Raw genomic sequence first — 22,521 nt, forward strand, 5'->3', positions numbered from 1 at the left:
GTTCACCGCCGGGCGTCGACGGCGGCGAAGAGCACGCCCGCCCATGCCGCGTCCCGCTGGGACATGAGTCGGAGGGCCACCTGGTCACCGGCGCGCGGCAGGCCCCCTTCGAGGTCGAACACGTCGGAGTCGTAGCCGAGGGTGTTGGCGTACGCCGGTACCCGCCGGGGGGACGCTCCGCGGGAATCGGTGATGGTGGAGTTCAGGACGTCGTCGAAGGGGTTGGCCCGGTCGGCGAACGCGGTGGGGACGGGGCCGCCGGCGGTGAGGACGAGCGAGTCGCCGGCGGTACCGCGGTCGCCGTTGTACGCCACCAGTCCCGCCCGGCCCCCGGCGCCCGCCGGGAACGGCAGGCCGCTCAGCTGCATCTCGACCCCCGAGCGGCCGCCCAGCGGGGCGAATCCGTCCCAGAGCGCGAGGTGCCGCAGCGGTTCCTCCGGGTTCTCGTACGCCACCACCAGCGTCCAGCCGCCCCAGGCCCCGGCCGCCGATCTGCCCATCGCCACGTTGACCTGCGCCACCGTGTACAGCCCCGGCGCGCTGTCCCGCACCAGTTCCGTCACGTCCGCCGAGGCCTGGAAGGCGTCCGCGCCGTCCGCCACCCGGTGTCCCACCACCGTGTCGGCGAGCAACTCCTTGTACTCCCCGCCGGGCTCGGCGATCAGCACCCGCCCGTTGTCCTGCCAGGGCTTCTGCTCACCGACGAGCAGGTTGCCGCCCCAGTACAGGCGGGCGTACGTCACCCGGGAGCCGGCGGGCAGACGGAGCTCCGCGCGAGAGGAGTTGTACGTGTTCGGGTCGCTGTCGACGTCGATGTAGAACATGTTGAAGTCGCCGTTCACCCCCTGCGCGCCGGCCTGCACGTTCCGGCACGAGGGCGTCTCGGCACGGCAGGTGGCGGAGGTGTTGGCGGCCCGCACGATGCCACCGTGCTGGACCGCGCGGTACCGCTGGGAGAAGGCGAGGCCGTCGGCCTCCGGGGAGGGCGCGACCGGCGCGGCGGCCGCGGAGCCGCAGGGTGTCCACATCACTGCGAGGGAGAAGACGCCCACTGCCGCATGGCGGAGCATCTGACCCAGGGATTGACGCATGACCGTCGTAGCCTTTCGAACGGGGAGCGGCGGTGGCGGACAGCGGGACGAGTGCGCTGCGTCCGCCCGGAGGAATGCGCGGGGAGGTTCATCACTCTAGACACCAAACGGACAAATCGACTGAAACTCAGCGAATGTCGACATGTGTGTTGGAATCGTGAAGCCGGCTCTCGCTGTGCCGCTGCTGTGGTACTGCCGCCCCGTCGCCCCGCCGAACGGGAACCGGACCCGCCCGTCAGGACGGGCGACGGGGTGAACGGGGGGATCTCGAACGGCGTATGACCCGTCGTGGACGGGCGTGGGCACTCCCGCCGGGGTCCGTGATCCGGGATCCGGAATTCACCCGGAGGAACGCGCATGCGTGCTCTGCCCGCACGGCGTGTCGTACTCGGCGCGTGCTGCGCCGTTCCGGCCGCGGAACGCGGCCGATCACCTGCCCGGACCCATGGAATTCCCCGCCCTCCGGGATTCCGGTGTCCGTGAGGAGCCGGTTCGTACTCGCCCCCGAACGGCGAGTGCGGGGCCCCCGGGACGGGCATTGCTCCGAGCGAGTGGGTCGACCTCGTCACCCTTTTCCACGGCTCCGGAACGAGGTCACCGGATTCCTGGCCCGAGGTAATCGGAAATCTGCCGAGCAGGTGAATGGCGCATGCCGGCCCCGAAAGGGACGGATGACCGCCGGGCGGATTCCATCCGTCGCCCGGACCGGCGTGGCACCGATCCGCTCGCAGGCGGAAGCGACCTGATGTCCCGCTCCTCATGAGGATTCCAGTGCGCCGGCCCGAGTCGTTCCGGCGGCACCGGCGGACCGGCCGGAGACGCGAAGAAGCCCCCAAATGATGGGGGCTTCTCCTTGTTTATAGTGCCGCTCCGGCCATGCCGGAGCGGCACGGTACCTTCTCGGCTCGCCCAGCTACACGCTGTTCTCGGCGGGCTGCGAAGGTCAGTGCTTCTTGCCCTTGTCGTCCTCGTAGAGGGGGAGGAGAACGGCCGACTGAGCGCTGTCCTCGTCCTCGACGTGCAGCGACGTCTCCTCCTCGACGCTCTTCGAGCAGTCGATGTTGTTGTTGGCGGACGACAGGATCGGGATGTCGATGACCTCGGTCACCTTGCAGCTCTCGGAGAGGGTGTCGCCGTCGTTCGCGGCCTGGGCGACTCCGGCGCCGGCGCCGACAATGGCCATGGCGGTGGCGGCGGTGGTGATGAGGGCCTTGCTGAGCTTCACTTCTTCTCCTCGTGGAGGGATGTTTTTCTCTTCATCTTTCCGGGACTGGCAGAGCGGAAAGTCTCTGTGACTGGGATTTGTAGCACACTCTTTCCCAGTTCTAACGCCGGCTCCGCAGATATCCGCTAATTTACATCTTCTAGCCGAGTGTTCTGCGATGCCCTCCGGCGTTACCAACCAGTGAACGAGGGGGCTCACCGGAAGGTTTTGCTCCATCCGGGTCAGTTCCGGTGGTCGTCCTCGGTCGACACGTACTCCTTTTGCTCGACGTTGTAATTGGTCGAGCAGTCGATGTTGTTGTTGGCGGACGACAGGATCGGGATGTCGATGACCTCCAGAACCGTGCAGGAGAAAATCTTGTTGTCGTTCTGGAACTTGGGCCCGTCCTGGGCGTGAGCGCTCCCTCCTCCCGCCATCAAGAGGGCGGCAGCCGACAGAGAGAGAACGGCTACTTCTTTCCGGCGCAAGATGGACCTCCGCTGTTGGCTCGTACATTCGATACGAGCGGACGATGGTGCGCCGGGCTCCTCAGGAGGCCCGGCACGAGTATCAGCATCGAGGTAACGACGGTGAATCGCATGAGTCATGCCGCTGAAAGGGTGATCCATTGAATCCAATGGCGTTATGGGGCGCTGTCCGTGACGACTCTTCCGCTTCTCCGGCCGCCCGCTCCGCGTCGCACGCCACGCTGCCGGGCCGCCGTCCGGCGGCGGGGAAAGAGGTGGTCCCGGTCGTGGACGTGACCGTCCTCCGCAGCCCGGAGGCCGTTTTCCCGTTTCCCGCGGAGGGGAGCCGCCCTTTCGTGTGTACGGCCCCCGCTTCTGGCGCGGCGGTGACCACAGAGGGCGACCAGCGGTTATTACTACGGACAACCGCACGCACGAAGGAGTGGACCATGGTCGTCGACACCGGTGGAACACCGGTGGGTACCACGGACGGAACACCGGGCGCGGCACGGCCCGGCCCGGTGGGCGTGACCCGGCGGGAGGCGGTGCGCGGTCTGCGTGCCTGCGCCCTCACCGTCACCCTGGCGCCGCTGCTCGCCGCCTCCCGGCCCCCGTACCTGCGGCCCGCGCGTGAGGACGGCGTCCCGGCCGGCACCGCCTTCGACCGCACCCACCGGGGCCGCCGCATCCGGGGGACGTGGTTCCCCGCGGGTGATGCGGCCGGGGACGGCCGGTGGCACGTCACCGTCGACGGCCGGCCCCTCCATCTGATGCGCCGCGCCGACGGCACCTGGCTGAGCGAGGTCGACCACTACTGCTCGTACCGGACACCGCTCGAGGCCGCCCGCGCGGCCGTCGACGCCCTCCCGCCCGGCCAGGGGCTGCGCGCGGACCCGGACGACGGCACGGCACACTCGCCCGGAGGGGGCCACCATGGCGTACGTGCGTAAGGACGCCGGCACACTCACGGCCGACGAGAAGCGCCGGTTCGTCAACGCGCTGCTCGAGATCAAACGGCGGGGCGAGTACGACGAGTTCGTACGGATACACATCGCCTACTATGCGTCCGACGGTGAGCGCGGACTGCGCACCGCGCACATGGCGCCCTCCTTCCTGCCCTGGCACCGCCGGTTCCTGCTCGACCTGGAGAGCGCCCTGCGCCGGGTCGACTCCTCGGTGACCCTTCCGTACTGGGACTGGACCCGCGATCGCACGACCACCTCCACCCCGTGGACGGCGGATCTCCTCGGCGGCAACGGGCGCGGCTCCGACCACCGGGTGATGACCGGACCGTTCGCCCACCACGAGGGCAACTGGAACCTCAAGGTGAGGGTCACCGAAGGGGAGTTCCTCACCAGGGACCTCGGCCGCAGGAGCGCCCCGATCGAACTGCCCGCCAAGAGCGACCTGGAGTGGGCGCTGGGGGAACCCGACTACGACGTGGCGCCCTGGGACTCGACGGTCACCCGGGGTTTCCGCAACCGGATGGAGGGCTGGGGCTCAGGCCGGGGCAGCGCCTCGTGGCGCAATCACAACCGGGTGCACCGCTGGGTCGGCGGTGTGATGCTCACCAGCGCTTCCGTCAACGATCCCGTCTTCTGGCTGCACCACGCGTTCGTCGACCTGCAGTGGCACCACTGGCAACGCCGGCACGGCGGGGCCCGCTACCTGCCCGCGACCCCGCCGGGTTCCGGCGACGCGCAGCACGGCCGGATCGTGGCGCGTCAGGAACGGCTGCCGCCGTGGGACGTGACACCGGCCGAACTGGAGGACGTCGGCCGGATCTACCGGTACGCGTGAGGTGGGCCGGCGGCACGGCTGAGCCGCCGGCCCGTCACCGGCGGCGACCGCCCACGCGGCCCCCGGACGGCAGCGGCCTCACCCGGCCGCGAACCCCAGGGACTCCACGGCGTTGCAGTACGGCAGGCCGTCGATCGGACGGTCGGTGAAGAACCGGCCGATCAGGTCCGAGGACTCCTCCCGGCGTTCGACGGTGACCAGGTGGTCCGTCTCCTTGAGGGTGGTGAACAGCGCCGAGGGCATCGCCGCGGCCAGCTCCCGGCCCATCTGCGGGGTGCACAGGGTGTCGTACTCCCCGTTGAACACCAGGGAGGGCACGTCGGGGACGGGCAGGGGTTCGTAGCAACCGTGCATCAGCAGCCTCGTGTTGTGCTCGACCACCTTCTCCAGCTCGTCCGGCGTCTGGTTCAGGAACTGCCGGTGGAGCAGACGGGTCACGGCCGCGTGCCGGCGGACCCGTGCGGCGCCCGGGTTCGACATGAACATCCGCACCAGTCCCTCGGCGGCCTCCTCGATCTCGCCGCGTTCGAGGGCACGGGTCAGGCGGGGGACGGCGTCGGTGTACAGCTCGGGAAAGCGCTTGGCGGCGCCGCAGAACACGATGCGGGTGACGAACTCGGGGTGGAGTTGCGCGAAACGCAACCCGATGACTTCACCGAAGCAGCCGCCGAAGAGGTTCACGCGCGGCATTCCGATCTCGACCAGCATGTGCCTGACCGCGGCGGCGAGGAAGTCGATGCCGTACCGGGCGGGCAGGAAGTCCGCGGTGCCGTAACCGGGGAGATCCACGGTGACCAGGGTGGCGAGCGGTGACAGGTACTTCTCGTGCCCCTGCCACGAGTACTTGTTCTGGGACGAGCCCCCGAGCAGCACCAGCGGCGCGGTCAGCGGCGCGGGCCGGTGGACGATGCGGCACTCGTACGCGAAGCCCTCGAAGACGAGCTCCCGTTCCTCCACCCGCCCCGGCGCCGGGGGAACGGGCCCGGGGTGTCCGACGGCGGGCGGGTTCTGGGCGGTGATGACGGCAGTGCGCATGAGCGGCTCCGGAAAACGGCGGGAAGAGGGGAAAACGGAAAGACGGCAGACATTCCGTAACCATCAAGAAGCACACAGTACTGGCGCAATTGCCCCGTGCCGGGTTATTCCGAAGGAGTCGTTCACCGGCCGGGAAGTCCCGCAGGCCCCCGAACGGGGCGAAGACACCCTTCCGGAGGTGCCAACCCATCTGTTCTTCCCGCCGGTTGAGCTGTCCGGCGGGTGGTCGGGGTGATTCCGTCCCCGAAGGTGATCCGGAAGGCGTTCAGGGGGCGCCATCCCAGGCATGGTCCGTCGTTTGCGGCCCTTATCCGGCGGGATTCAGACTCACCGGCGCCGTGTATGCGCACTTCGGGTCGCGGTCTCATCGGGGAAATGCCCGCGGGCGCGGACGGCTTCGGCCTTTCCGTGATCACGGCCGCTGTGACCGAAGCGCTTGCGGACCGTCCGAACTCCTCGGAATCCCCGTGGTGTTGCCACCCCTTGGTCCGAGTGGTCCGCGGTGCCGCCCGTCACCGCGCCGCCCGGAGGAACCGACCGCGTTTCCCGGGCGGGACCCGGCCGCACACGGCTGAGTACGGGGGAGCCGGTGTGGACCGCGGCCCGGGTGACCACGCCGGGCGTCAGGGAATTCCACGTCTTCGCGCACGGAGGCCGTACCCGGTTCGGCGCGGGCGTCGCACCGGCGGACGCGGGCGGCCACGGCGCCGTTCCGCTCGCCGTGGCCGCGATGGCCGATGCCGAAGCGGTGACCGAGAGGAAATCGCAGCCAATTGGACGGTGTCGGCGCCACCTGATCGGAGTAATGCCGTCTCGCGCGGGACTTCGTTCGCTGCGTGGTACAGATGAATCATATAGCTTGCAGATGCAACTGACCGCGGCGACAAAAGGATTCCGTAGCACTGGGTTGTCGACCGGTCGCGCAGGTCTGTGTCAGCGCACCCGCGTGAGGTAATTCCGAGAGGAAAGAAGCACATGAAGTTCAAGAGTGCCGTCGTCTGTGCGTTCGCCGTCCTGGCCTTCGCCGGTGGTGCCGCCGGGACCGCGTGGGCGGACGACGGCGCCCGGTCGGATCCCGGCAGCGACGAGCAGACTCAGAGCTGCGAGGTCAGCGAGGTCATCGACCAGTCGAACCTTTCGGCCTCCGACAACAACATCGACTGTTCCAGGAACGTCAAGAAGGAGACCGACCTGGTACGCGTGGTGAACGATGCGTTCCTCCCCGTCCCCCGTGAAGACTGCTGACCGAGCGTCCCGCTCTCGTACCCGTCAAGATCTGCCGGGAATCGACCTGTACGGGTTCTGAGACGTGGCCCACAGGCCGGTGCACCGCCCGCCCGCGTGTTGTTCTCCGGCACGCTCCGGGCCTCGATCCCGCGTAATGGTCCGCCGACTCAGTCGGCGGACCATTACGTGCGCCGTGCCGGACGAGGCGGAGGATCCGGCGCCGGCCGGCCGCCCGGAACCCTCGACGCCGGCTCCGCCCGGCGAAAAGCCCTTCCGGAGGGGGAGGCGGAGACCGGCGCCCCCGGCAGGACTCGAACCTGCGGCCAAGCGCTCAGAAGGTGCCTTGCGGGTTGCGTCCCACCCTCCTGATGACCTGCGGCTCTTCCTCGACTGAGCGGTGTGTCGGTGGAGCTTCGACACGGATTCGACATGCACTGTACTGGCGGCCGTACGGCGCGAACGTTACGCACACCGGCCGATGGTCTGCGGTACAGGAGGCTAGGCCGATCAGGTACGGAGCAGCCCCGGGATGGGCTTGCAACGGGGCAGAATGAAGCCTCTCAAAGGCGAGACGTGGGGGTGGACGTGACGACGTATCTGGCTGAGGCCGATCCGCGGTGGGCTGAGCATTCCGGGGAAGAGGGGCACTACGAAGCTCCGGAATGGGGTCCCGAGGACTTGGAACGCGCCGCGGTGTTCCTGACCCAACTCGCCCCGCAGGCCCGGCAGGTGTTCGAGTACCTGCTACGCAACCCCGGCCGGAGGATCCACTGCACAGAGCTGGTGGACAAGGTCCTGGGTGGGCCCAATGGGAGTGATCCGGCGCGACGCGTGGCAGGTGTTCTGTCCGGGACGAGTAGGGGGCACGGTAATAGTGGGCGGCGGTATCCGTTCTACTGGTGGGAGGCCCCTGAGGGAAGTGCGGGCGCAACGTACGCAGTGCGCCCCTCGGTGGCAGCGGTGTTCCTGGCCGCTCAACTTGACGAGTGACTCCATCGCCCGTGGTTTGAGGGCCGGTGGTCTCGTCGTAGTAGCGCCTCGTCGGCGACCATTTGTCGCCGACGGGGCGCACGCCTTTTGAACCTCGCCCGGTACATATCAACCGCCCTGCGAGTAGCGGCTAACGGTTGATCGGGATCTCGTAGACGATCTCGCAGTGCGCGGCGGGCACCACGATGTCCGCCGTCTCCACGGGCCGCCCCTGGTCGCTGTAGTACGTCCGACGGATGTGCGTGACGAGCGCGGACTTCTGGATGCCCAGGAGTGACGCCTCCTCCGCGGTCGCCTTCCTCGGCTCCGGCTGCTCCACAGCGTGGCAGACGCTGCACGACCGCTTTCGCCGTTGGGCCCTGGACGGCACGTTCGAGCAGATGCGCCCGGCAGCCCAGTCCCAGGCGGATGCGCCGGCGACATCGACTGGCTGGTGTCGGTCGACTGCACTGTCGTACGCCCCCACCGGCATGCCGCCGGGGCTCGAAATGGGGGCTCCGCAGCCCTTGCCTCGGACGCGCCCCGAGCCGACCCACCCTGATAGCTGTCAGGGTCACGACGTCCCTGGTGCGGTCTACGGTTCGAGACGTCGGTTTCGACTCCAGAGGGGACCCCATGAGACTGAGAAAACGAGCGGCTGCGACGGTCGTGACGCTGATCGCCGCGTTCCTTCTTCCGCTGGCTGCGCAGGCACCGGCCCAGGCCGCCGCGAACGCGTGGACGCCGGGGATCTCCCCCCTGTACTCGGGCGAGTGGGTGCAGCGGGACATACCAGGTGGTGACGATGCTGAAGAGGCGCTCAAGATTTGCGCCTGGGCATCAGGGATCGCCTGTGTCTCGGTCGGTCAGGGCGACGGCAAGCAGAGCATCTTCCACCTCTACAGGTGCGGTACGCGGTCGCTCTCGAACTTCATCGACGCGCTCTCCGTGCTCAACAACCAGACGGGCGGAGCCGAAGTCCGTTTCACGGGGCCCAACGTGGGTACGTACCGCGCCCCTGCCAACCCCAACGTCATCACCGTGTTCCCGAACGCGGCGACGTACGACTTCAACACCATGTCCGTCTGCTGAGGTCGCATCGCCCCGGGCACGCCGATGAGGGTGTCCGGGGCATCGCCCGTAAGACTCGCGAGCTACTCGACGACCCTGACCCTGGTCTCCGTCGCCCCGAACGCCCACAGTGCCGCGCCGTCCTCCTTGTGGAGCCGACCGCCCCAGCCACAGAGGGTTTTACCCATCTCATGCCCGCAGATCGCCAGCGCGCCGCCGGGCGCGGCCAGCCGGGGCGCGGACAAGAGGCAGGCCGCGCCGCAGAGGCGGCGCGCGCCCGCGCCGTGCGCGGGCACTTGAAGTCCCGCCACTACTCCACCACCCTCTGCGCCCTCCGCCAGGCACGCGCCGACTACCGCGCCGCACAGGAGGCCGGGGCCCTCGGCCTGGACGACCGCGAGCCGGACACCCCTCGTCCTGACGGACTGGCAGTACGCCGGCCACGGCCACACGCCGGGCAAAGCCGCACTCGCCGCGACCATTGCCCGCGGCCTCCGGACCAACCGCGAGACCGCCCGCGAAGCCCTCCTGAGCGAAGGGAGCGCGGAATGACCACGGCCGTCCGGTCGCGCAGCATGCTCACCCTCGCGGAGGTCTGCGAGGAACTGGCCATCTCGCGCTCGACCTTCTACGACTGGCGGGCCAAGCGTCGTGCGCCGCGCTGCATCAAGCTCCCGAACGGCGACCTCCGGATCCGGCGGAGCGACCTCGAGGACTGGCTCTACGACCGTGAGGGCGCCGCCTGATGGAGACGACGTACGACGTCAAGGTCTACAAGATCCTCGCGTACAAGGGTGCCCGGAAGAACACGTACACCGTGCGCTGGGTGGTCGCGGGGAAGCGCTGGCGTGAGCCCTTCGACACGGTCGCGCTCGCCGAGGGCTTCCGCTCCGAACTCATCCGGGCCACCGGTAAGGGGGAGGCGTTCGTCGTCACCACTGGTCTTCCGGTGTCCCATCGCTCCAAGTCGGCTGCCATGAGTTGGTACAAGTCCGCCGTTGAGTACGTGGATGCCCGCTGGTCCCAGCTCGGAGGCAACAGCCGCAAGAACATGGCCAAGACCCTCACCGCGACGACCATCGCACTGTTGCGGGCCGAGCTCACCCAGTTCGCGCCTGCGGCCGTGCGTACCGCCCTGCGTGAGTGGGCGTTCAATACGAACCGACGACCTGACGCGCCGCGGGATGTGGCGGCCATCCTCAGATGGGTCGAGCGAAACTCCCTGCCCGTCTCGGCTTGGGAGGACCCGGAGAAGGCCGACCAGGTCCCGCAAGCCATCGACACCCGCCTCGACGGCAGGCAAGCGGCGGCCTGGTCCCGGAAGCGCAACCGCCGGATCCTCAACGTCGTCATGAAGTACGCGGTCCGGCGGCGCATCCTGCGGCGGCACATCCAGGACGAGCGGCTGCGGCCGGGTGATCTGCTGTTCCAGGGAGAGTCGGGCGGCGTCCTCGCCGGGTCGGTCATCCGTCGGGCGTGGCGCAGCGCACGTAAGGCCGTGCTGCCTCCGCACGTCTTCGAATCGCCGACCGGACGGCGCGTGTACGACAACCGGCACAGGCGCCTGACCAAGTGGCTCAACGACGGCGTCCCGCCCGCCCAAGTGGCGGAGTGGGCCGGGAACAGCGTGGCTGTGCTGCTCGCCACATACGCCCGATGTGTCGACGGGCAGCTACCGGACCTGAAACGGCGGCTCGAAGCCGCGGGGGACCTGCCGGAGGCGTCCGGGGCCGGCTGATCCTCCGGCCGGGAACTTCGACACGTATTCGATACGGCCACCCGCGAAAACCCGGTGACAGCCGGACAACCCCGGAGCCCGCCTTTGGTCGCCAAAAGGGCGTCCGGGGCTTCGTCGTGTCGGCTGGCATACGCTCTGACCAGCGAAAAGCCCTCCCGAGGGGAGGGTGGAGAGTGGCGCCCCCGGCAGGACTCGAACCTGCGGCCAAGCGCTTAGAAGGCGCCTGCTCTATCCACTGAGCTACGGGGGCCGGTGTGGTGGCCTGTCGTCGTGGTGCCCGGGTCCGGGCCTGTCCGTGACGCTGCCGGAGACAAGGATAGGGCTCCCGCATCCTTGCCCCCTGTCGCCTCGCCTCCGTGGCTCCATGTGGAGGTTCGGTGAAGCGGTCCTGATAATCGCAGGCAGGTACGAATCGTGCACCGCTTTTGGTCTCTCGCGCACCGGGTGTTGTGCACTCGTTATGCCTGGAGCGCGTACGCGTCGCGGTCGTCCCTTCCGCCCCTTGTGTCCTGTCGGCGCGCAGGCATACTCATATGCTTCAGAATTCCCCCAAAATTGGGCATTCTTCGCATGTGGTGACCTTGGACGTACGGCCCCAGCTGCTCGACGCGCTCTCCGCCCTGCGCGACCGTGTCGCCGCCGCCCGCTTCCCGCTGCCCCTGGCGGGGGCCGCACGCGCGCGTGCCAACCGTGACGAACTGCTCGCGCAGCTCGACGACTATCTGGTGCCCCGGCTGAGAGATCCCGAGGCGCCCCTGCTGGCCGTCGTCGGAGGATCCACCGGAGCCGGGAAGTCCACCCTGGTGAACTCCCTGGTGGGCCGCCGGGTCAGCGAGGCGGGCGTGCTGCGGCCCACGACCCGGACACCGGTGCTCGTCTGCCATCCGGAGGACCACCACTGGTTCAGCGGGATGAGGGTGCTGCCCGACCTCACGCGCGTGTGGGTGCCCCACCACCGGGACCCCGCGGACGACCTGCTCCTGCCCGGGGAGAACCCCGCGCGGGTGCTGCGCGTCGAGACCGCCGACACCCTGCCGCCCGGCCTCGCCCTCCTGGACGCGCCCGACGTCGACAGCCTCGTCTGCGACAACCGGGTCCTCGCCGCCGAACTCATCAACGCCGCGGACATCTGGGTCATGGTCACCACCGCCGCCCGCTACGCCGACGCCGTGCCCTGGCACATGCTGCGCACCGCCAAGGAGTACGACGTCACCCTGGTGACCGTCCTGGACCGCGTACCCCACCAGGTCGTCTCCGAGGTGTCACGGCAGTACGGCGCCCTGCTCACCAAGGCCGGACTCGGCCACGTACCGCGCTTCACCGTGCCCGAGCTGCCCGAGTCGGCCTGGGGCGGCGGGCTGCTGCCCGCCACCGCCGTGGCCTCGCTGCGGACCTGGCTGGTCCACCAGACGCTGGATCCCGCGGCCCGGCAGCACGTGATGGCCCGCACCGCGTACGGCGTCCTCGGCTCCCTCGACGCCCGCATGCCCGAACTGGCGGGTGCCGCCGCCGCGCAGTACGCGGCCGCGCTGCGGCTCACCGCCGCCGTCGAGGGGGCGTACGACAGCGAGCACGCGCGCGTGCGGGGGCGGCTGCAGGCCGGGGCCGTACTCGCCGGCGACGCGCTCAGACGGTGGCGCGCCTTCCCCCTGGACTGCACCCCGGGCGAACTCCTCGACGCCCTGGTGGAGAGCCTGAGCGAGCTGCTGCTGTGCGCCGTCGCCGCCGCCGACGAACGCGTCGACGACGCCTGGCGGCGCGAACCCGCGGCGGACGCCCCCGAGCTCGCCGGCCGCGACACCGCGCCCGAGAGCACCGAGCACCGCATCGGACTGGCCGTACGGCGCTGGCGGCGCGAGCTCGAGGAGTACGCCGAGGACGAGGTGCGGGTGCTGGACCGCGGCACCGCGCCCGACCCCGAGACGGTCGCCGCGCTGGTCGCCACGGCCCTGCTGGGCGGCCGCCGGGCCCGGACCGCCGGGGAGGGGATCGCCGAGCGGATCGGCGCGCACGGCGCGCTGCGGCTGCGCGACCGGGGCGGACGGCTGCTCGTCGAGCACGTGGACCGCGTCATGCGCGCCGAACGCGAACGCCGGCTCGCCCCGCTCGACGCGCTCGAGGTGCACGCGGAGCCCCAGGCCGAACTCATCGCCGCGTTGTCCGTACTGCAGAAGGAGAGGTGACCGGTGACCGCCGTCACTGACCAGGACCACACCGAGCACCCCGAGCGTCCCGAGCGTCCCGGCCACGAGGCCGAAGGGGCGCCCCGTACGGACACCGCGAGCACCGCGGGCGCCGCGGGCCCCTGGGACGACGGGCTGATCGCACGCCGGGTGAACGGGGGCGCCGGCGAGGAGCAGGGCGGGGCGGCGGCAGCCCGCGCGCCCGCGCCGCAGACCGTGGCCCCGCTCGCCTACGACTCGTGGCTGCGGACGCGGCTCGACGCGCTGCGCGAGCTGGTGGGGCTCTCCCGCGCCCGGCTCGACAACCGGACCCTCGCGCAGGCGGGCCGGGTCCTCGAGGAGTCCACCGCGCGGCGCCGGCTCTCCGGACAGCACACCGTCGTGGCCATCGCGGGCGCCACCGGCAGCGGCAAGTCGCAGCTGTTCAACGCGCTGGCCGGAGTGCCCGTCTCGGAGACCGGCGTACGGCGGCCGACCACCGCCGCACCCATCGCGTGCAGCTGGAGCGACGGCGCGGCCGGCCTCATCGAACGCCTCGGCATCCCGCCCAGGCTCAGGCGGCGCCCCCTCCAGGCGACCGCGGACGCCGACGAGCGGCTGCGCGGGCTGGTCCTGGTCGACCTGCCCGACCACGACTCGGCGGCCGTCCAGCACCGGGAGCAGGTGGACCGCGTCCTGGGACTGGTCGACGCGGTCATCTGGGTCGTCGACCCCGAGAAGTACGCCGACGCCGTGCTGCACGAGCGCTATCTGCGGCCCATGGCGGCCCACGCGGAGGTCATGTTCGTCGTCCTCAACCAGACCGACCGGCTGCCCGGGGAGGCCGCCGAGCAGGTCCTGGACGACCTGCGGCGGCTGCTCGACGAGGACGGCATCGTGCTGGGGGAGTACGGCGAACCCGGCACGACCGTGCTGGCGCTGTCCGCGCTGACCGGGGACGGGGTCGGCGAACTGAGGGAATCGCTCGCCCGGTTCGTGGCCGAACGGGGGGCTCCGGCCCGGCGGATCTCCGCGGACGTGGACGTCGCGGCGGCCCGGCTGTGGCCGGTGTACGCCACCCGGCGGCGCACCGGGCTGAGCGAGGAGGCGCGCGAGGAGTTCGCCGACCGGCTCGCGGACGCCGTGGGGGCCACCGCCACGGGCGAGGCGGCCGAACGCGCCTGGCTGCGCAACGCCAACCGCGCGTGCGGCACGCCCTGGCTGCGGCTGTGGCGCTGGTGCCAGGAGCGGGGCGAGCCGTCCACCGGCCGGATCGCCCCGCGCGGTCAGCCCGAGGAGGAGGCCACGGCCCGGCAGCGTGTGGAACAGGCGGTGCGCACGGTGGCCGACCGCGCCTCGGCCGGGCTGCCGGCGCCGTGGGCGCTGGCGGTGCGGGAGGCGGCCGTACGCGGCTCCCAGGGCCTGCCGGAGGCGCTGGACGAGCTGGCCGTGCGCGCGGGACTGCCGCCGGGGAGGCCGCCGCGGCCCGGGTGGTGGCCGCTGGCCGTGTTCGCCCAGGTGTCGATGACGATCCTCCAGTTCGTCGGCGGGCTGTGGCTGCTGGCCCAGATCGTCGGGGTCATGGCGCCGAACCTGGGGGTGCCGGTGCTGTTGATGGTGATCGGCATCGTCGGCGGCCCGCTCATCGAGTGGAGCTGCCGCATGGCGGCCCGGGGGCCCGCCCGGCGGTACGGGCAGGAGGCGGAGAGACGGCTGCGGGAGGCGGCCGCGGGGTGCGGGCGGGCCCGCGTCCTGGACCCGGTGGCGGCGGAGCTGCTGCGGTACCGGGAGGTGCGGGAGCAGTACGGGCGGGTCGTGGGGGCGGGCGCCGGCCGCGCCTGACGGCGGCGGGGCGGGAGGGGGCTGGGCAGGACGGGTCTGGGGCCGGGGAGGACGGGTCTGGACAGGGCTGGGCGGGACGGGGCCGGGCGGGACGGGGCCGGGGCGGAGCGCCTCGTTCGGGTGGCGGGGATGTCCACAGGCCGGAGGTGGTCCACAGCGCTCGGCGGGTCCGGTCCGACGGAGGCAGTCTGGCCGTACGGCGATCGCGGGACGGTCCGCGGTCGCCCTGCCGTACGGCAGCCGTACGGGACGGGCCCGTACGCGTACCGGCCCGGCGCCGGTGTCGTGACCGGCGGGCGGGCGAGGGAGGGAAACACGATGAACGAGACGACGGTGTGCGTGGTGGGCAACGTGGCGACGCGGCCGGTGTACCGGGAGACGGTGTCCGGCCCCGCGGCCAGGTTCCGGATCGCGGTCACGTCCCGGTACTGGGACCGGGAGAAGAGCGCCTGGGCGGACGGGCACACCAACTTTTTCACGGTGTGGGCCAACCGGCAGCTCGCCACCAACGCGGCGGCGTCGCTGTCGGTGGGCGAACCGGTGATCGTGCAGGGCCGGCTGAAGGTGCGTACGGAGACGCGCGAGGGGCAGGGGTGGATGTCGGCGGACATCGACGCGGTGTCGATCGGCCACGACCTCGCCCGCGGCACGTCCGCCTTCCGGCGCGCGCAGCGACCGGAGCAGGCCCCCGTGCCGGAACTTCCCGAGCCCAACTGGGAAAGCGGGACGGGGAACGCGGCGACCGCGGCCGGAACCGCACCCCAACGGCGGCCGGAGCCCGCGACGGTGACATGAGGTCAGTGATACGGCCTCGGTACCGACACTGACCGAACTGAGGCTTATCGACGGATGTGTATCGAATCACCCCGGGTGGATTTGTCGATAAGCCCCGCCCGCGGCGGCTTCCGCGATAACGATTCCGAGTCGGATCACCCCTCCGGCGCGATCACCGGCAAGCGCGCATCGCCGTCTCCTTAGGATGCCGGGCATGGCACCCGGGACTCTCGGGGCCGGTGATTCTGCTGGTGGGACCGTCCCCCCACGTCAACGGGTCCCACCCGGAAAGGATTTCGGTGTTTGCTTCGTTCTCCGCGGGACCCGCGCGCGGACGCTGGTCGGCCCGCCTCGCCGCAGGGACGCTGGCGTCCGGACTCGTCGCCACAGCCGTACTGGCCGGTGCCGGGACGGCGGCCGCCGACGAGGAGACGGCACCGGACCACGGCGGGGCGGCCGCGACCATAACCGGACTCAAGACCTACGGCGCGGCCGTGATGCACGGCGCCACCGGGGACCAGCAGGTGTCGGCGGGACTGTTCGAGATGTCCGTCGAGGGCGGCGGCATGCTGCAGACGTACTGCGTCGACATCCGGACGCCCACGCAGAAGGACGCCAAGTACCACGAGACCGCCTGGAGCGGGACCTCACTGGGCGTCAACAAGGACGCCGGCCGGATCCGCTGGATCCTGCGGAACTCCTACCCGCAGGTCAACGACCTCGCGGCACTCGCGAAGAAGGCCGGCGTACGAGGCCGGCTCACCGAACAGGACGCGGCGGCCGGCACACAGGTGGCCATCTGGCGGTACTCCGACGACGTCTCCGTGGACGCCGTCGACCCCCAGGCCGAGCAGCTCGCCGACTACCTGCAGAAGAACGCCCGCGACGAGGAGGAGCCCAAGGCGTCGCTGGCTCTGGACCCGCCCGCGGTCTCCGGCCGCCCGGGTGAGCCGATCGGCCCGGTGACGGTGCGCACGAACGCGCGCAGCGTGACCGTCTCCCCGCCGGCGGACGCCGCCACGAGCGGGGTGCGGATCGTGAACGAGAAGGGCGAGCCCGTCACCACCGCGGCCGACGGCGGCCAGATCTTCTTCGAGGTGCCCGAGGACGCGGCGGCGGGCACCGCGAAGCTCACCGCGCAGGCGTCGACCACGGTGCCCGTCGGCCGCGCCTTCGTCTCCGAGGGCCGGAGCCAGACGCAGATCCTCGCCGGGTCCAGCGAGTCGACCGTGTCGGCGACGGCGAGCGCCGGCTGGGCGCTCAAGGGCGCGATACCCGCGCTGTCCGCCCGCGAGAACTGCGCCAAGGGCGGTGTGGACGTCACCGTCGCCAACCAGGACGACGAGCCGTTCACCTTCGAGGTGGCGGGCGCGGAGCACACCGTCGCGGGCGGCGAGTCCCGGACGGTGACGGTCGCGCTGAGCGAGGACCGGCCGTACGACTTCACGGTCGAGGGGCCGGACGGCTTCGAGCAGCGGTTCACCGGCATGCTCGACTGCGTCACCCGAGCCGCCGAGATCGGCACCACCACCCACACCCTCACCGGCCCGAGCCCCACTCCCGTCGCCGTCACCCCCACCGACACCAACCTCGCCGAGACCGGTTCCTCCAGCGCCACCCCGTGGATCGCCGGCACCGCCATCGCCCTGGTCGTCCTCGGCGGAGCGGGCCTGGTCCTCACCCGCCGCGGGAACACCCCCACCGGGGACTGAGACACCCCCGGCGCCCGCTCATGCCGACGTCCGGCGGCATGAGCGGACCGTGTCCCGGCCGTCCCGCCGCCGGTGCCTCCACCGCCGCCACGAGCGCGGGCCGGAACGCTTCGGCGCCGTCACCGCCGTCGCCGCGACCCCTCGGAGGCCGTGGAGGTCCGCCGGTGCAGGACCGCGCCGGCGCAGGCCAGGACGACGGCAAGACCCGCCGGCAGGCAGACGAACACGTTGACCGACGTGGAGACGTGCTCCACCGTCGCACCGTCGGCGTAGACGCAGGCGCTGCGAAGGGGCCAGTACGCCTGCTCGACGCCTGCCAACTCCGCACCGGAGGCGTTCCGGTCCTCGCACAACTGGGGGAACGGCCCTCCCGCGGTGACGGAGAACCAGCCGTAGCAGTACACGGCCGCCGCCGAGGAGACGAAGACCAGAACGAGAACCGCGCAGAGCCTGGACAGGGGCAGGGGCGGGTTGTTCAGCAGCAGGACAACGGTCACGATGCCGGCCACCGCGGTGGCCGGACCGATGAGCAGCAGCACACCCATCAAGAACAGCGGCACCGTGTCTCCTTGTCTCTCTTCTCACCGGGAGGAAGCGCGAGGGGTGGGGAACCGGTCGGTCCCGCAGCCGGGGCCGGCCGTCCCGGTCGTGTCCGGCTGCCCGCGGCGGCCGTCAGCAGCGGGGCGGTTCCGTCGAGGGCGCGCCGCCGGATCCCTGGGGCGGTGCTCATTCCGGCACGACGGCATCGAGCCACCGGGCGAGCGCGTGGAAGTCGGCGTCTTCGAGGCCCTTGGCCGGGTCGACCCGATGAAGCAGTGACGGCCCGGGGTGGCCGGCGGCGACCCAGCGGCGGTCCATGGCGCCGATCTCGTCGTCGACCCAGATGAACGGCCGGCCGCCGGCCCACTCGACGAGGGGACGGGTCTTCCAGTGCAGGCCCCGCGGGCCCTCCTCCGCGCCGGTGTCCGGCCACCTCACCACGGGCAGCCTCGGCAGCCCGATGCGCGGGGTGACGACCTCGTGCGCCTCCTCCAGCCACGTCGTCGCCCACACGGGACGGCAGTCCAGAGCCAGGAGGCGCGCCCCGATCCCGGGATCGAGCCGGGTCAGCAGCGGGTTCCCCGGACCGGCGGGCGCCGGGGCGGCGGCAGCGGCCCGCGGGTGACCGGACGGCGGCCCGAACGGGATCAGGGGCCCGTCGACGTCGAGGAAGAGGAGGGGGCGCTCCGCCGGGCTGGTCACGGCGGCACGATAGCCCGAGAACGGCTGGCGGTGACGGTCGGGTCTCCGGTGCCGTCCGTGAAACCCCAGGTCGAAGGCCCCGGACCATACGCGTTTCCACCCAGGGGTGGCGGTGCGGCAAGATGGGGTGTATCTGCCCACTGCCTGATTTCAAGCTGCCGGACGGTTTCTCTTGGCTGAGTTCATTTACACCATGCGCAAGGCGCGCAAAGCGCACGGCGACAAGGTGATCCTCGACGACGTCACCCTGAGCTTCCTGCCGGGGGCGAAGATCGGTGTCGTCGGTCCGAACGGCGCCGGTAAGTCGACCGTTCTGAAGATCATGGCGGGGCTGGAGCAGCCGTCCAACGGTGACGCCTTCCTCACCCCCGGTTACACCGTGGGCATCCTGCTCCAGGAGCCCCCGCTGAACGAGGACAAGACCGTCCTGGAGAACGTCCAGGAGGGTGTCGCCGAGGTCAAGGGCAAGCTCGACCGGTTCAACGAGATCGCCGAGCAGATGGCGACCGAGTACACCGACGAGCTCATGGACGAGATGGGCAAGCTGCAGGAGCAGCTCGACCACGCCAACGCCTGGGACCTCGACGCCCAGCTGGAGCAGGCCATGGACGCCCTGGGCTGCCCGCCCGGCGACTGGCCGGTCGCCAACCTCTCCGGTGGCGAGAAGCGCCGCGTGGCGCTGTGCAAGCTGCTGCTGGAAGCGCCCGACCTGCTGCTCCTCGACGAGCCCACCAACCACCTCGACGCCGAGTCGGTGAACTGGCTGGAGCAGCACCTCGCCAAGTACGAGGGCACCGTCGTGGCCGTCACCCACGACCGGTACTTCCTGGACAACGTCGCCGGGTGGATCTGCGAGGTCGACCGCGGCCGGCTCCACGGCTACGAGGGCAACTACTCCAAGTACCTGGAGACCAAGGCCACCCGCCTCAAGGTCGAGGGCCAGAAGGACGCCAAGCGGCAGAAGCGGCTCAAGGAAGAGCTCGAGTGGGTGCGGTCCAACGCCAAGGGGCGGCAGGCCAAGTCCAAGGCGCGTCTGGCCCGCTACGAGGAGATGGCCGCCGAGGCCGACAAGATGCGGAAGCTGGACTTCGAGGAGATCCAGATCCCGCCGGGTCCGCGCCTGGGCAACGTGGTCGTCGAGGTCAACAACCTCAGCAAGGCCTTCGGCGAGAAGGTGCTCATCGACGACCTCAGCTTCACGCTGCCGCGCAACGGCATCGTCGGCATCATCGGCCCGAACGGCGCCGGCAAGACCACGCTGTTCAAGATGATCCAGGGGATCGAGGAGCCCGACTCCGGGTCCATCAAGGTCGGCGACACCGTCAAGATCTCCTACGTCGACCAGAGCCGCGAGAACATCGACCCGAAGAAGACGCTGTGGGCGGTCGTCTCCGACGAGCTCGACTACATCAACGTCGGCCAGGTCGAGATGCCGAGCCGCGCCTACGTCTCGGCCTTCGGCTTCAAGGGCCCGGACCAGCAGAAGCCGGCCGGCGTGCTCTCCGGCGGTGAGCGCAACCGCCTGAACCTCGCGCTCACCCTCAAGCAGGGCGGCAACCTGCTGCTCCTCGACGAGCCGACCAACGACCTCGACGTCGAGACGCTCTCCAGCCTGGAGAACGCCCTGCTCGAGTTCCCCGGCTGTGCCGTGGTCGTCTCCCACGACCGGTGGTTCCTGGACCGGGTCGCCACCCACATCCTCGCCTACGAGGGCGAGTCCAAGTGGTTCTGGTTCGAGGGCAACTTCGAGTCGTACGAGAAGAACAAGGTCGAGCGGCTCGGCGCGGACGCCGCGCGCCCGCACCGTGCCACCTACAAGAAGCTGACCCGGGGCTGATCTCTTGCGGCACATCTACCGCTGCCCGCTGCGCTGGGCGGACATGGACGCGTACGGCCACGTCAACAACGTGGTGTTCCTCCGCTACCTGGAGGAAGCCCGCATCGACTTCCTGTTCCGCCCGGAGAAGGACTTCAAGCAGGGGTCCGTGGTGGCGCGCCACGAGATCGACTACAAGCGGCAGCTCGTCCACCGGCACCACCCGGTCGACATCGAGCTGTGGGTCACCGAGATCAGGGCGGCGTCCTTCACCCTCACCTACGAGGTGAAGGACGACGACCTCGTCTACGTCCGCGCGTCGACGGTGATCGTGCCGTTCGACTTCGAGGCGCAGCGTCCGCGCCGGCTCACCGAGGAGGAGCGCGAGTTCCTCCGGGAGTACACGGACGACCCCGCCGGTGAAGAGGAGGAGGCCGCCGCCGCATGACGGCGCTCCACCTCGCCGACGAGGGGGAGACCGCGGACCTCGCGGCCTTCCTCTCCCGGCTGCTGCACTACGACCGTTCCGCCGCGGTGCGGTTGCAGGCGGCCGGCACGGCGCTCGCCGTCTTCGGCCGGCCGCCCTCCTTCGAGGTGCTCGCCGTGCGCGCCGTACGGCTGGCGAAGCCGTACGAGGACGGGCTCGACGTCGCCCTGGACGTGACCGTGTCCGCCGGTGAGCTGCTGGAGTCGGTGGACGAGTCCGCCGCCACGGCCACCGTGCCGGGCGCGGTGACCGGGCCGCCGTGGGCCGGGGTGCTGCCGCCGCGCGGCGGCTGGCGGGCAGAGCCCGGACTGCCGGCGCCGCGGGAGCTGCGCGGGCTCGTCGCCGCGTCGGTCGCGGAGTTCCGTTCCCGTACGGAGGAACTGGCGCCCGAGCGGCGCACCAGGGCGGAGCTCGACCGGATCGGGCGGGAGATCTGGTCCCGCACGGTCGCCGAGACCGGGCTTCCGGTGCGGGCGGTGCACGCCGCCCAGTCGCTGGGGTTCCTGCGGGGCGGCGAACAGGGACTGTTCTCCTCGGGGGCCTGGCTCCGGCTGCGCACGCCCTACGGGTCGGTCGCCGTGCGCCGGGCGGGCCTCGGGGCGCTGGGCCTCAGCGTGCGCTGAGGTCGGCCCGTTCACCGTCCTTCGCTGTCGTCCGGGCGGACGGCGATGTGGTCGGCTTCCAGTTCCAGCGCGACGCGGTCACGCATGTCCAGCGCCTTCGTGTACTCGGCGGGCAGTTGGAGGCGGCCGGCGCGGTCGAGCATGGCGTACTCGCGGGCGACGACGGTCTCGTGGCCGGTGGCCGCGTCGACCTCGCTGCGGCGCAGCACCTCGGTGGAGGTGCGGCCGTCGCGGATGGCGACCGTGCGGCGGACCTCGCCCGCCACCGCCTGGTCGTGGGTGACGATCACGACGGTCGTGCCGAGCCGCTCGTTCGCGGTGCGGAACGCGGTGAAGATCTGCTCCGCGGTGTGGGAGTCCAGTTCGCCGGTGGGTTCGTCGGCGAGGAGCACGGAAGGGTCGCCCGCGAGGGCCACGGCGATGGCGACGCGTTGCTGCTGGCCGCCGGACATCTCGTGCGGGCGGCGGTCACGGCAGTCCGCCACCTCCAGCAGCTCCAGCAGCTCCAGCGCGCGTTCGGCGCGGGCCCGGCGCGCGGACCGGGAGCGGCCGCCGCGGCGGCCGGCGAGCTGCATCGGCAGGGCGACGTTCTGCGCCGAGGTCAGATAGGGCAGCAGGTTGCGGGAGGTCTGCTGCCAGACGAAGCCGACGACCTCACGGCGGTAGGCGAGCCGGTCCTTCGCGGTCATCGTGAGCAGATCGCGGCCGGCCACGCGGGCCGCGCCGGCCGTGGGGGTGTCCAGGCCGGCCAGGATGTTCATCAGGGTCGACTTGCCGCTGCCGGACGCGCCCACGAGCGCCATCAGCTCGCCCTCCCGCACCAGGAGGTCCAGCCCCTGGAGCGCCTGCACCTCCACCCCGTCCGCGGTGAAGACGCGGACCAGGCGGTCGCAGGTGATGAGCGCGTCATGGCCGTAGGCCGGGCGGCCGCGGTCGGCGGCGACGCGGCCGGCCAGCTCGGCGAGCGTGGGATCCGGGATCATCGGGGGCCTCCTGGGCGGGAGTCGGGCGCCGCGGCACCGCGCGGGCGGGCACGGCCGCCGTGCGGCCGGGCGGCCACCGGGATCCCGAGCCGGGAACGGGGGCGACCGTGCCACGGCCGTGGCGGCCGGGGCGAGGCGGGGGAAGGCGTGGGTGAGCCGGGAGAGGGAGTGGGCGAGCCGGGAGAGGGTGCGGGCGAGCCGGGGGAGGGCGTGGGCGAGGTGGGAGAGCGCACGGGCGAGCCGGGAGCGGGTGTGGGCGAGGGGCGGAACGTCGCGGG

The 22,521-nt window shown here is 71.2% G+C and carries 23 protein-coding genes, 1 tRNA gene and 1 pseudogene; 15 read left to right on the forward strand and 10 right to left on the reverse strand.

Going from position 1 to position 22,521, the window contains the following annotated elements; genetic code table 11:
• Positions 1 to 2: 2 nt before the first annotated feature.
• The 3 genes from ACH5AO_RS04320 to ACH5AO_RS04330 all read right to left on the reverse strand — a co-directional run bounded on the left by ACH5AO_RS04320 (position 3) and on the right by ACH5AO_RS04330 (position 2,783).
• Complete coding sequence (locus ACH5AO_RS04320; RefSeq protein ID WP_398921620.1) at positions 3 to 1,091, reverse strand: DUF3344 domain-containing protein; 1,089 nt, start codon at positions 1,089 to 1,091, stop codon at positions 3 to 5.
• Positions 1,092 to 2,034: 943 nt separating this feature from the next.
• Positions 2,035 to 2,316, reverse strand: coding sequence for a hypothetical protein (locus ACH5AO_RS04325; protein WP_398921622.1), 282 nt, complete (start codon positions 2,314 to 2,316; stop codon positions 2,035 to 2,037).
• Between the two features lie 221 nt (positions 2,317 to 2,537).
• Positions 2,538 to 2,783 carry a hypothetical protein gene (locus ACH5AO_RS04330; protein WP_398921624.1) on the reverse strand — a complete coding sequence of 82 codons (246 nt, stop codon included), beginning with the start codon at positions 2,781 to 2,783 and terminating at the stop codon, positions 2,538 to 2,540.
• 428 nt (positions 2,784 to 3,211) lie between these two features.
• On the opposite strand from ACH5AO_RS04330, the gene ACH5AO_RS04335 reads away from it, so the two are divergent.
• Entirely contained in the window at positions 3,212 to 3,712 is a 501-nt protein-coding gene (locus ACH5AO_RS04335; protein WP_398921625.1) for a tyrosinase family oxidase copper chaperone, read from the forward strand.
• Positions 3,696 to 4,562 carry a tyrosinase family protein gene (locus ACH5AO_RS04340; RefSeq protein ID WP_398921627.1) on the forward strand — a complete coding sequence of 289 codons (867 nt, stop codon included), beginning with the start codon at positions 3,696 to 3,698 and terminating at the stop codon, positions 4,560 to 4,562. The genes ACH5AO_RS04335 and ACH5AO_RS04340 overlap by 17 nt, the downstream gene beginning before the upstream one ends.
• Positions 4,563 to 4,640: 78 nt before the next feature.
• Here ACH5AO_RS04340 and ACH5AO_RS04345 read toward each other — a convergent pair whose 3' ends face one another.
• The gene (locus tag ACH5AO_RS04345; protein WP_398921629.1) at positions 4,641 to 5,597 is read right to left on the reverse strand and encodes an alpha/beta fold hydrolase; all 957 of its coding nucleotides are present in this window, start codon (positions 5,595 to 5,597) and stop codon (positions 4,641 to 4,643) included.
• A 975-nt stretch (positions 5,598 to 6,572) separates the two neighbouring features.
• Between ACH5AO_RS04345 and ACH5AO_RS04350 the strand changes: the two genes are divergently transcribed.
• The gene (locus ACH5AO_RS04350) at positions 6,573 to 6,842 is read left to right on the forward strand and encodes a hypothetical protein (RefSeq protein ID WP_398921631.1); all 270 of its coding nucleotides are present in this window, start codon (positions 6,573 to 6,575) and stop codon (positions 6,840 to 6,842) included.
• A gap of 411 nt (positions 6,843 to 7,253) precedes the next feature.
• On the forward strand, positions 7,254 to 7,814 hold the full coding sequence (locus tag ACH5AO_RS04355) for a DUF6416 domain-containing protein (RefSeq protein WP_398922001.1): 561 nt from the start codon (positions 7,254 to 7,256) through the stop codon (positions 7,812 to 7,814).
• A gap of 130 nt (positions 7,815 to 7,944) precedes the next feature.
• Here ACH5AO_RS04355 and ACH5AO_RS04360 read toward each other — a convergent pair whose 3' ends face one another.
• Positions 7,945 to 8,286, reverse strand: coding sequence for a UTRA domain-containing protein (locus tag ACH5AO_RS04360; RefSeq protein WP_398921633.1), 342 nt, complete (start codon positions 8,284 to 8,286; stop codon positions 7,945 to 7,947).
• Positions 8,287 to 8,462: 176 nt separating this feature from the next.
• Between ACH5AO_RS04360 and ACH5AO_RS04365 the strand changes: the two genes are divergently transcribed.
• A complete protein-coding gene (locus ACH5AO_RS04365; RefSeq protein WP_398921635.1) occupies positions 8,463 to 8,885 on the forward strand; it encodes a hypothetical protein in 423 nt (140 codons plus the stop codon).
• A gap of 62 nt (positions 8,886 to 8,947) precedes the next feature.
• On the opposite strand, the gene ACH5AO_RS04370 is transcribed toward ACH5AO_RS04365, so the two are convergent.
• Positions 8,948 to 9,175, reverse strand: a complete 228-nt coding sequence (locus tag ACH5AO_RS04370; protein WP_398922018.1) for a hypothetical protein — start codon at positions 9,173 to 9,175, stop codon at positions 8,948 to 8,950.
• Here ACH5AO_RS04370 and ACH5AO_RS04375 point away from each other — a divergent pair.
• The 3 genes and pseudogenes from ACH5AO_RS04375 to ACH5AO_RS04385 form a co-directional block, all read left to right on the forward strand.
• Positions 9,152 to 9,416, forward strand: a pseudogene (locus ACH5AO_RS04375) (replication initiator); the annotation flags it as partial. The gene ACH5AO_RS04370 and the pseudogene ACH5AO_RS04375 sit on opposite strands and share 24 nt — an antisense overlap.
• Positions 9,413 to 9,610 carry a helix-turn-helix transcriptional regulator gene (locus tag ACH5AO_RS04380; RefSeq protein ID WP_398921638.1) on the forward strand — a complete coding sequence of 66 codons (198 nt, stop codon included), beginning with the start codon at positions 9,413 to 9,415 and terminating at the stop codon, positions 9,608 to 9,610. The pseudogene ACH5AO_RS04375 and the gene ACH5AO_RS04380, both read left to right, overlap by 4 nt.
• Complete coding sequence (locus tag ACH5AO_RS04385; protein WP_398921640.1) at positions 9,610 to 10,602, forward strand: site-specific integrase; 993 nt, start codon at positions 9,610 to 9,612, stop codon at positions 10,600 to 10,602. The genes ACH5AO_RS04380 and ACH5AO_RS04385 overlap by 1 nt, the downstream gene beginning before the upstream one ends.
• A 174-nt stretch (positions 10,603 to 10,776) precedes the next feature.
• Here ACH5AO_RS04385 and ACH5AO_RS04390 read toward each other — a convergent pair.
• Positions 10,777 to 10,852: transfer RNA gene (locus tag ACH5AO_RS04390), tRNA-Arg, on the reverse strand.
• Positions 10,853 to 11,174: 322 nt separating this feature from the next.
• Between ACH5AO_RS04390 and ACH5AO_RS04395 the strand changes: the two genes are divergently transcribed.
• The 4 genes from ACH5AO_RS04395 to ACH5AO_RS04410 all read left to right on the forward strand — a co-directional run bounded on the left by ACH5AO_RS04395 (position 11,175) and on the right by ACH5AO_RS04410 (position 17,092).
• Positions 11,175 to 12,785, forward strand: coding sequence for a dynamin family protein (locus ACH5AO_RS04395; protein ID WP_398921642.1), 1,611 nt, complete (start codon positions 11,175 to 11,177; stop codon positions 12,783 to 12,785).
• A gap of 3 nt (positions 12,786 to 12,788) precedes the next feature.
• Complete coding sequence (locus ACH5AO_RS04400) at positions 12,789 to 14,606, forward strand: GTPase (RefSeq protein WP_398921643.1); 1,818 nt, start codon at positions 12,789 to 12,791, stop codon at positions 14,604 to 14,606.
• 318 nt (positions 14,607 to 14,924) lie between these two features.
• Entirely contained in the window at positions 14,925 to 15,401 is a 477-nt protein-coding gene (locus tag ACH5AO_RS04405) for a single-stranded DNA-binding protein (RefSeq protein ID WP_398921645.1), read from the forward strand.
• Between the two features lie 278 nt (positions 15,402 to 15,679).
• A complete protein-coding gene (locus ACH5AO_RS04410) occupies positions 15,680 to 17,092 on the forward strand; it encodes a Cys-Gln thioester bond-forming surface protein (RefSeq protein WP_398921647.1) in 1,413 nt (470 codons plus the stop codon).
• A gap of 119 nt (positions 17,093 to 17,211) precedes the next feature.
• Here the strand turns inward: ACH5AO_RS04410 and ACH5AO_RS04415 are convergent, their stop codons facing one another.
• Both ACH5AO_RS04415 and ACH5AO_RS04420 read right to left on the reverse strand, forming a co-directional pair.
• On the reverse strand, positions 17,212 to 17,652 hold the full coding sequence (locus tag ACH5AO_RS04415) for a hypothetical protein (RefSeq protein WP_398921649.1): 441 nt from the start codon (positions 17,650 to 17,652) through the stop codon (positions 17,212 to 17,214).
• 166 nt (positions 17,653 to 17,818) lie between these two features.
• Positions 17,819 to 18,334 (reverse strand): hypothetical protein, encoded by a 516-nt coding sequence (locus ACH5AO_RS04420; RefSeq protein ID WP_398921650.1) that lies wholly within the window; start codon positions 18,332 to 18,334, stop codon positions 17,819 to 17,821.
• Between the two features lie 172 nt (positions 18,335 to 18,506).
• Here ACH5AO_RS04420 and ettA point away from each other — a divergent pair, with 172 nt between their 5' ends.
• The 3 genes from ettA to ACH5AO_RS04435 are packed head-to-tail and all read left to right on the forward strand — an operon-like array spanning position 18,507 to position 21,260.
• The gene (gene ettA, locus ACH5AO_RS04425; RefSeq protein WP_398921652.1) at positions 18,507 to 20,171 is read left to right on the forward strand and encodes an energy-dependent translational throttle protein EttA; all 1,665 of its coding nucleotides are present in this window, start codon (positions 18,507 to 18,509) and stop codon (positions 20,169 to 20,171) included.
• Positions 20,172 to 20,175: 4 nt separating this feature from the next.
• Positions 20,176 to 20,598: an acyl-CoA thioesterase gene (locus ACH5AO_RS04430; RefSeq protein ID WP_398921654.1), complete on the forward strand. Its 423-nt coding sequence runs from the start codon at positions 20,176 to 20,178 to the stop codon at positions 20,596 to 20,598.
• The gene (locus ACH5AO_RS04435) at positions 20,595 to 21,260 is read left to right on the forward strand and encodes a hypothetical protein (RefSeq protein WP_398921655.1); all 666 of its coding nucleotides are present in this window, start codon (positions 20,595 to 20,597) and stop codon (positions 21,258 to 21,260) included. Before ACH5AO_RS04430 ends, ACH5AO_RS04435 begins: the two co-directional genes overlap by 4 nt.
• 11 nt (positions 21,261 to 21,271) lie before the next feature.
• On the opposite strand, the gene ACH5AO_RS04440 is transcribed toward ACH5AO_RS04435, so the two are convergent.
• The gene (locus ACH5AO_RS04440) at positions 21,272 to 22,243 is read right to left on the reverse strand and encodes an ABC transporter ATP-binding protein (RefSeq protein ID WP_398922003.1); all 972 of its coding nucleotides are present in this window, start codon (positions 22,241 to 22,243) and stop codon (positions 21,272 to 21,274) included.
• Positions 22,244 to 22,521: the final 278 nt, after the last annotated feature.

This window comes from Streptomyces sp. NPDC018964 (assembly GCF_044390325.1).
Classification (GTDB): Bacteria; Actinomycetota; Actinomycetes; order Streptomycetales; family Streptomycetaceae; genus Streptomyces.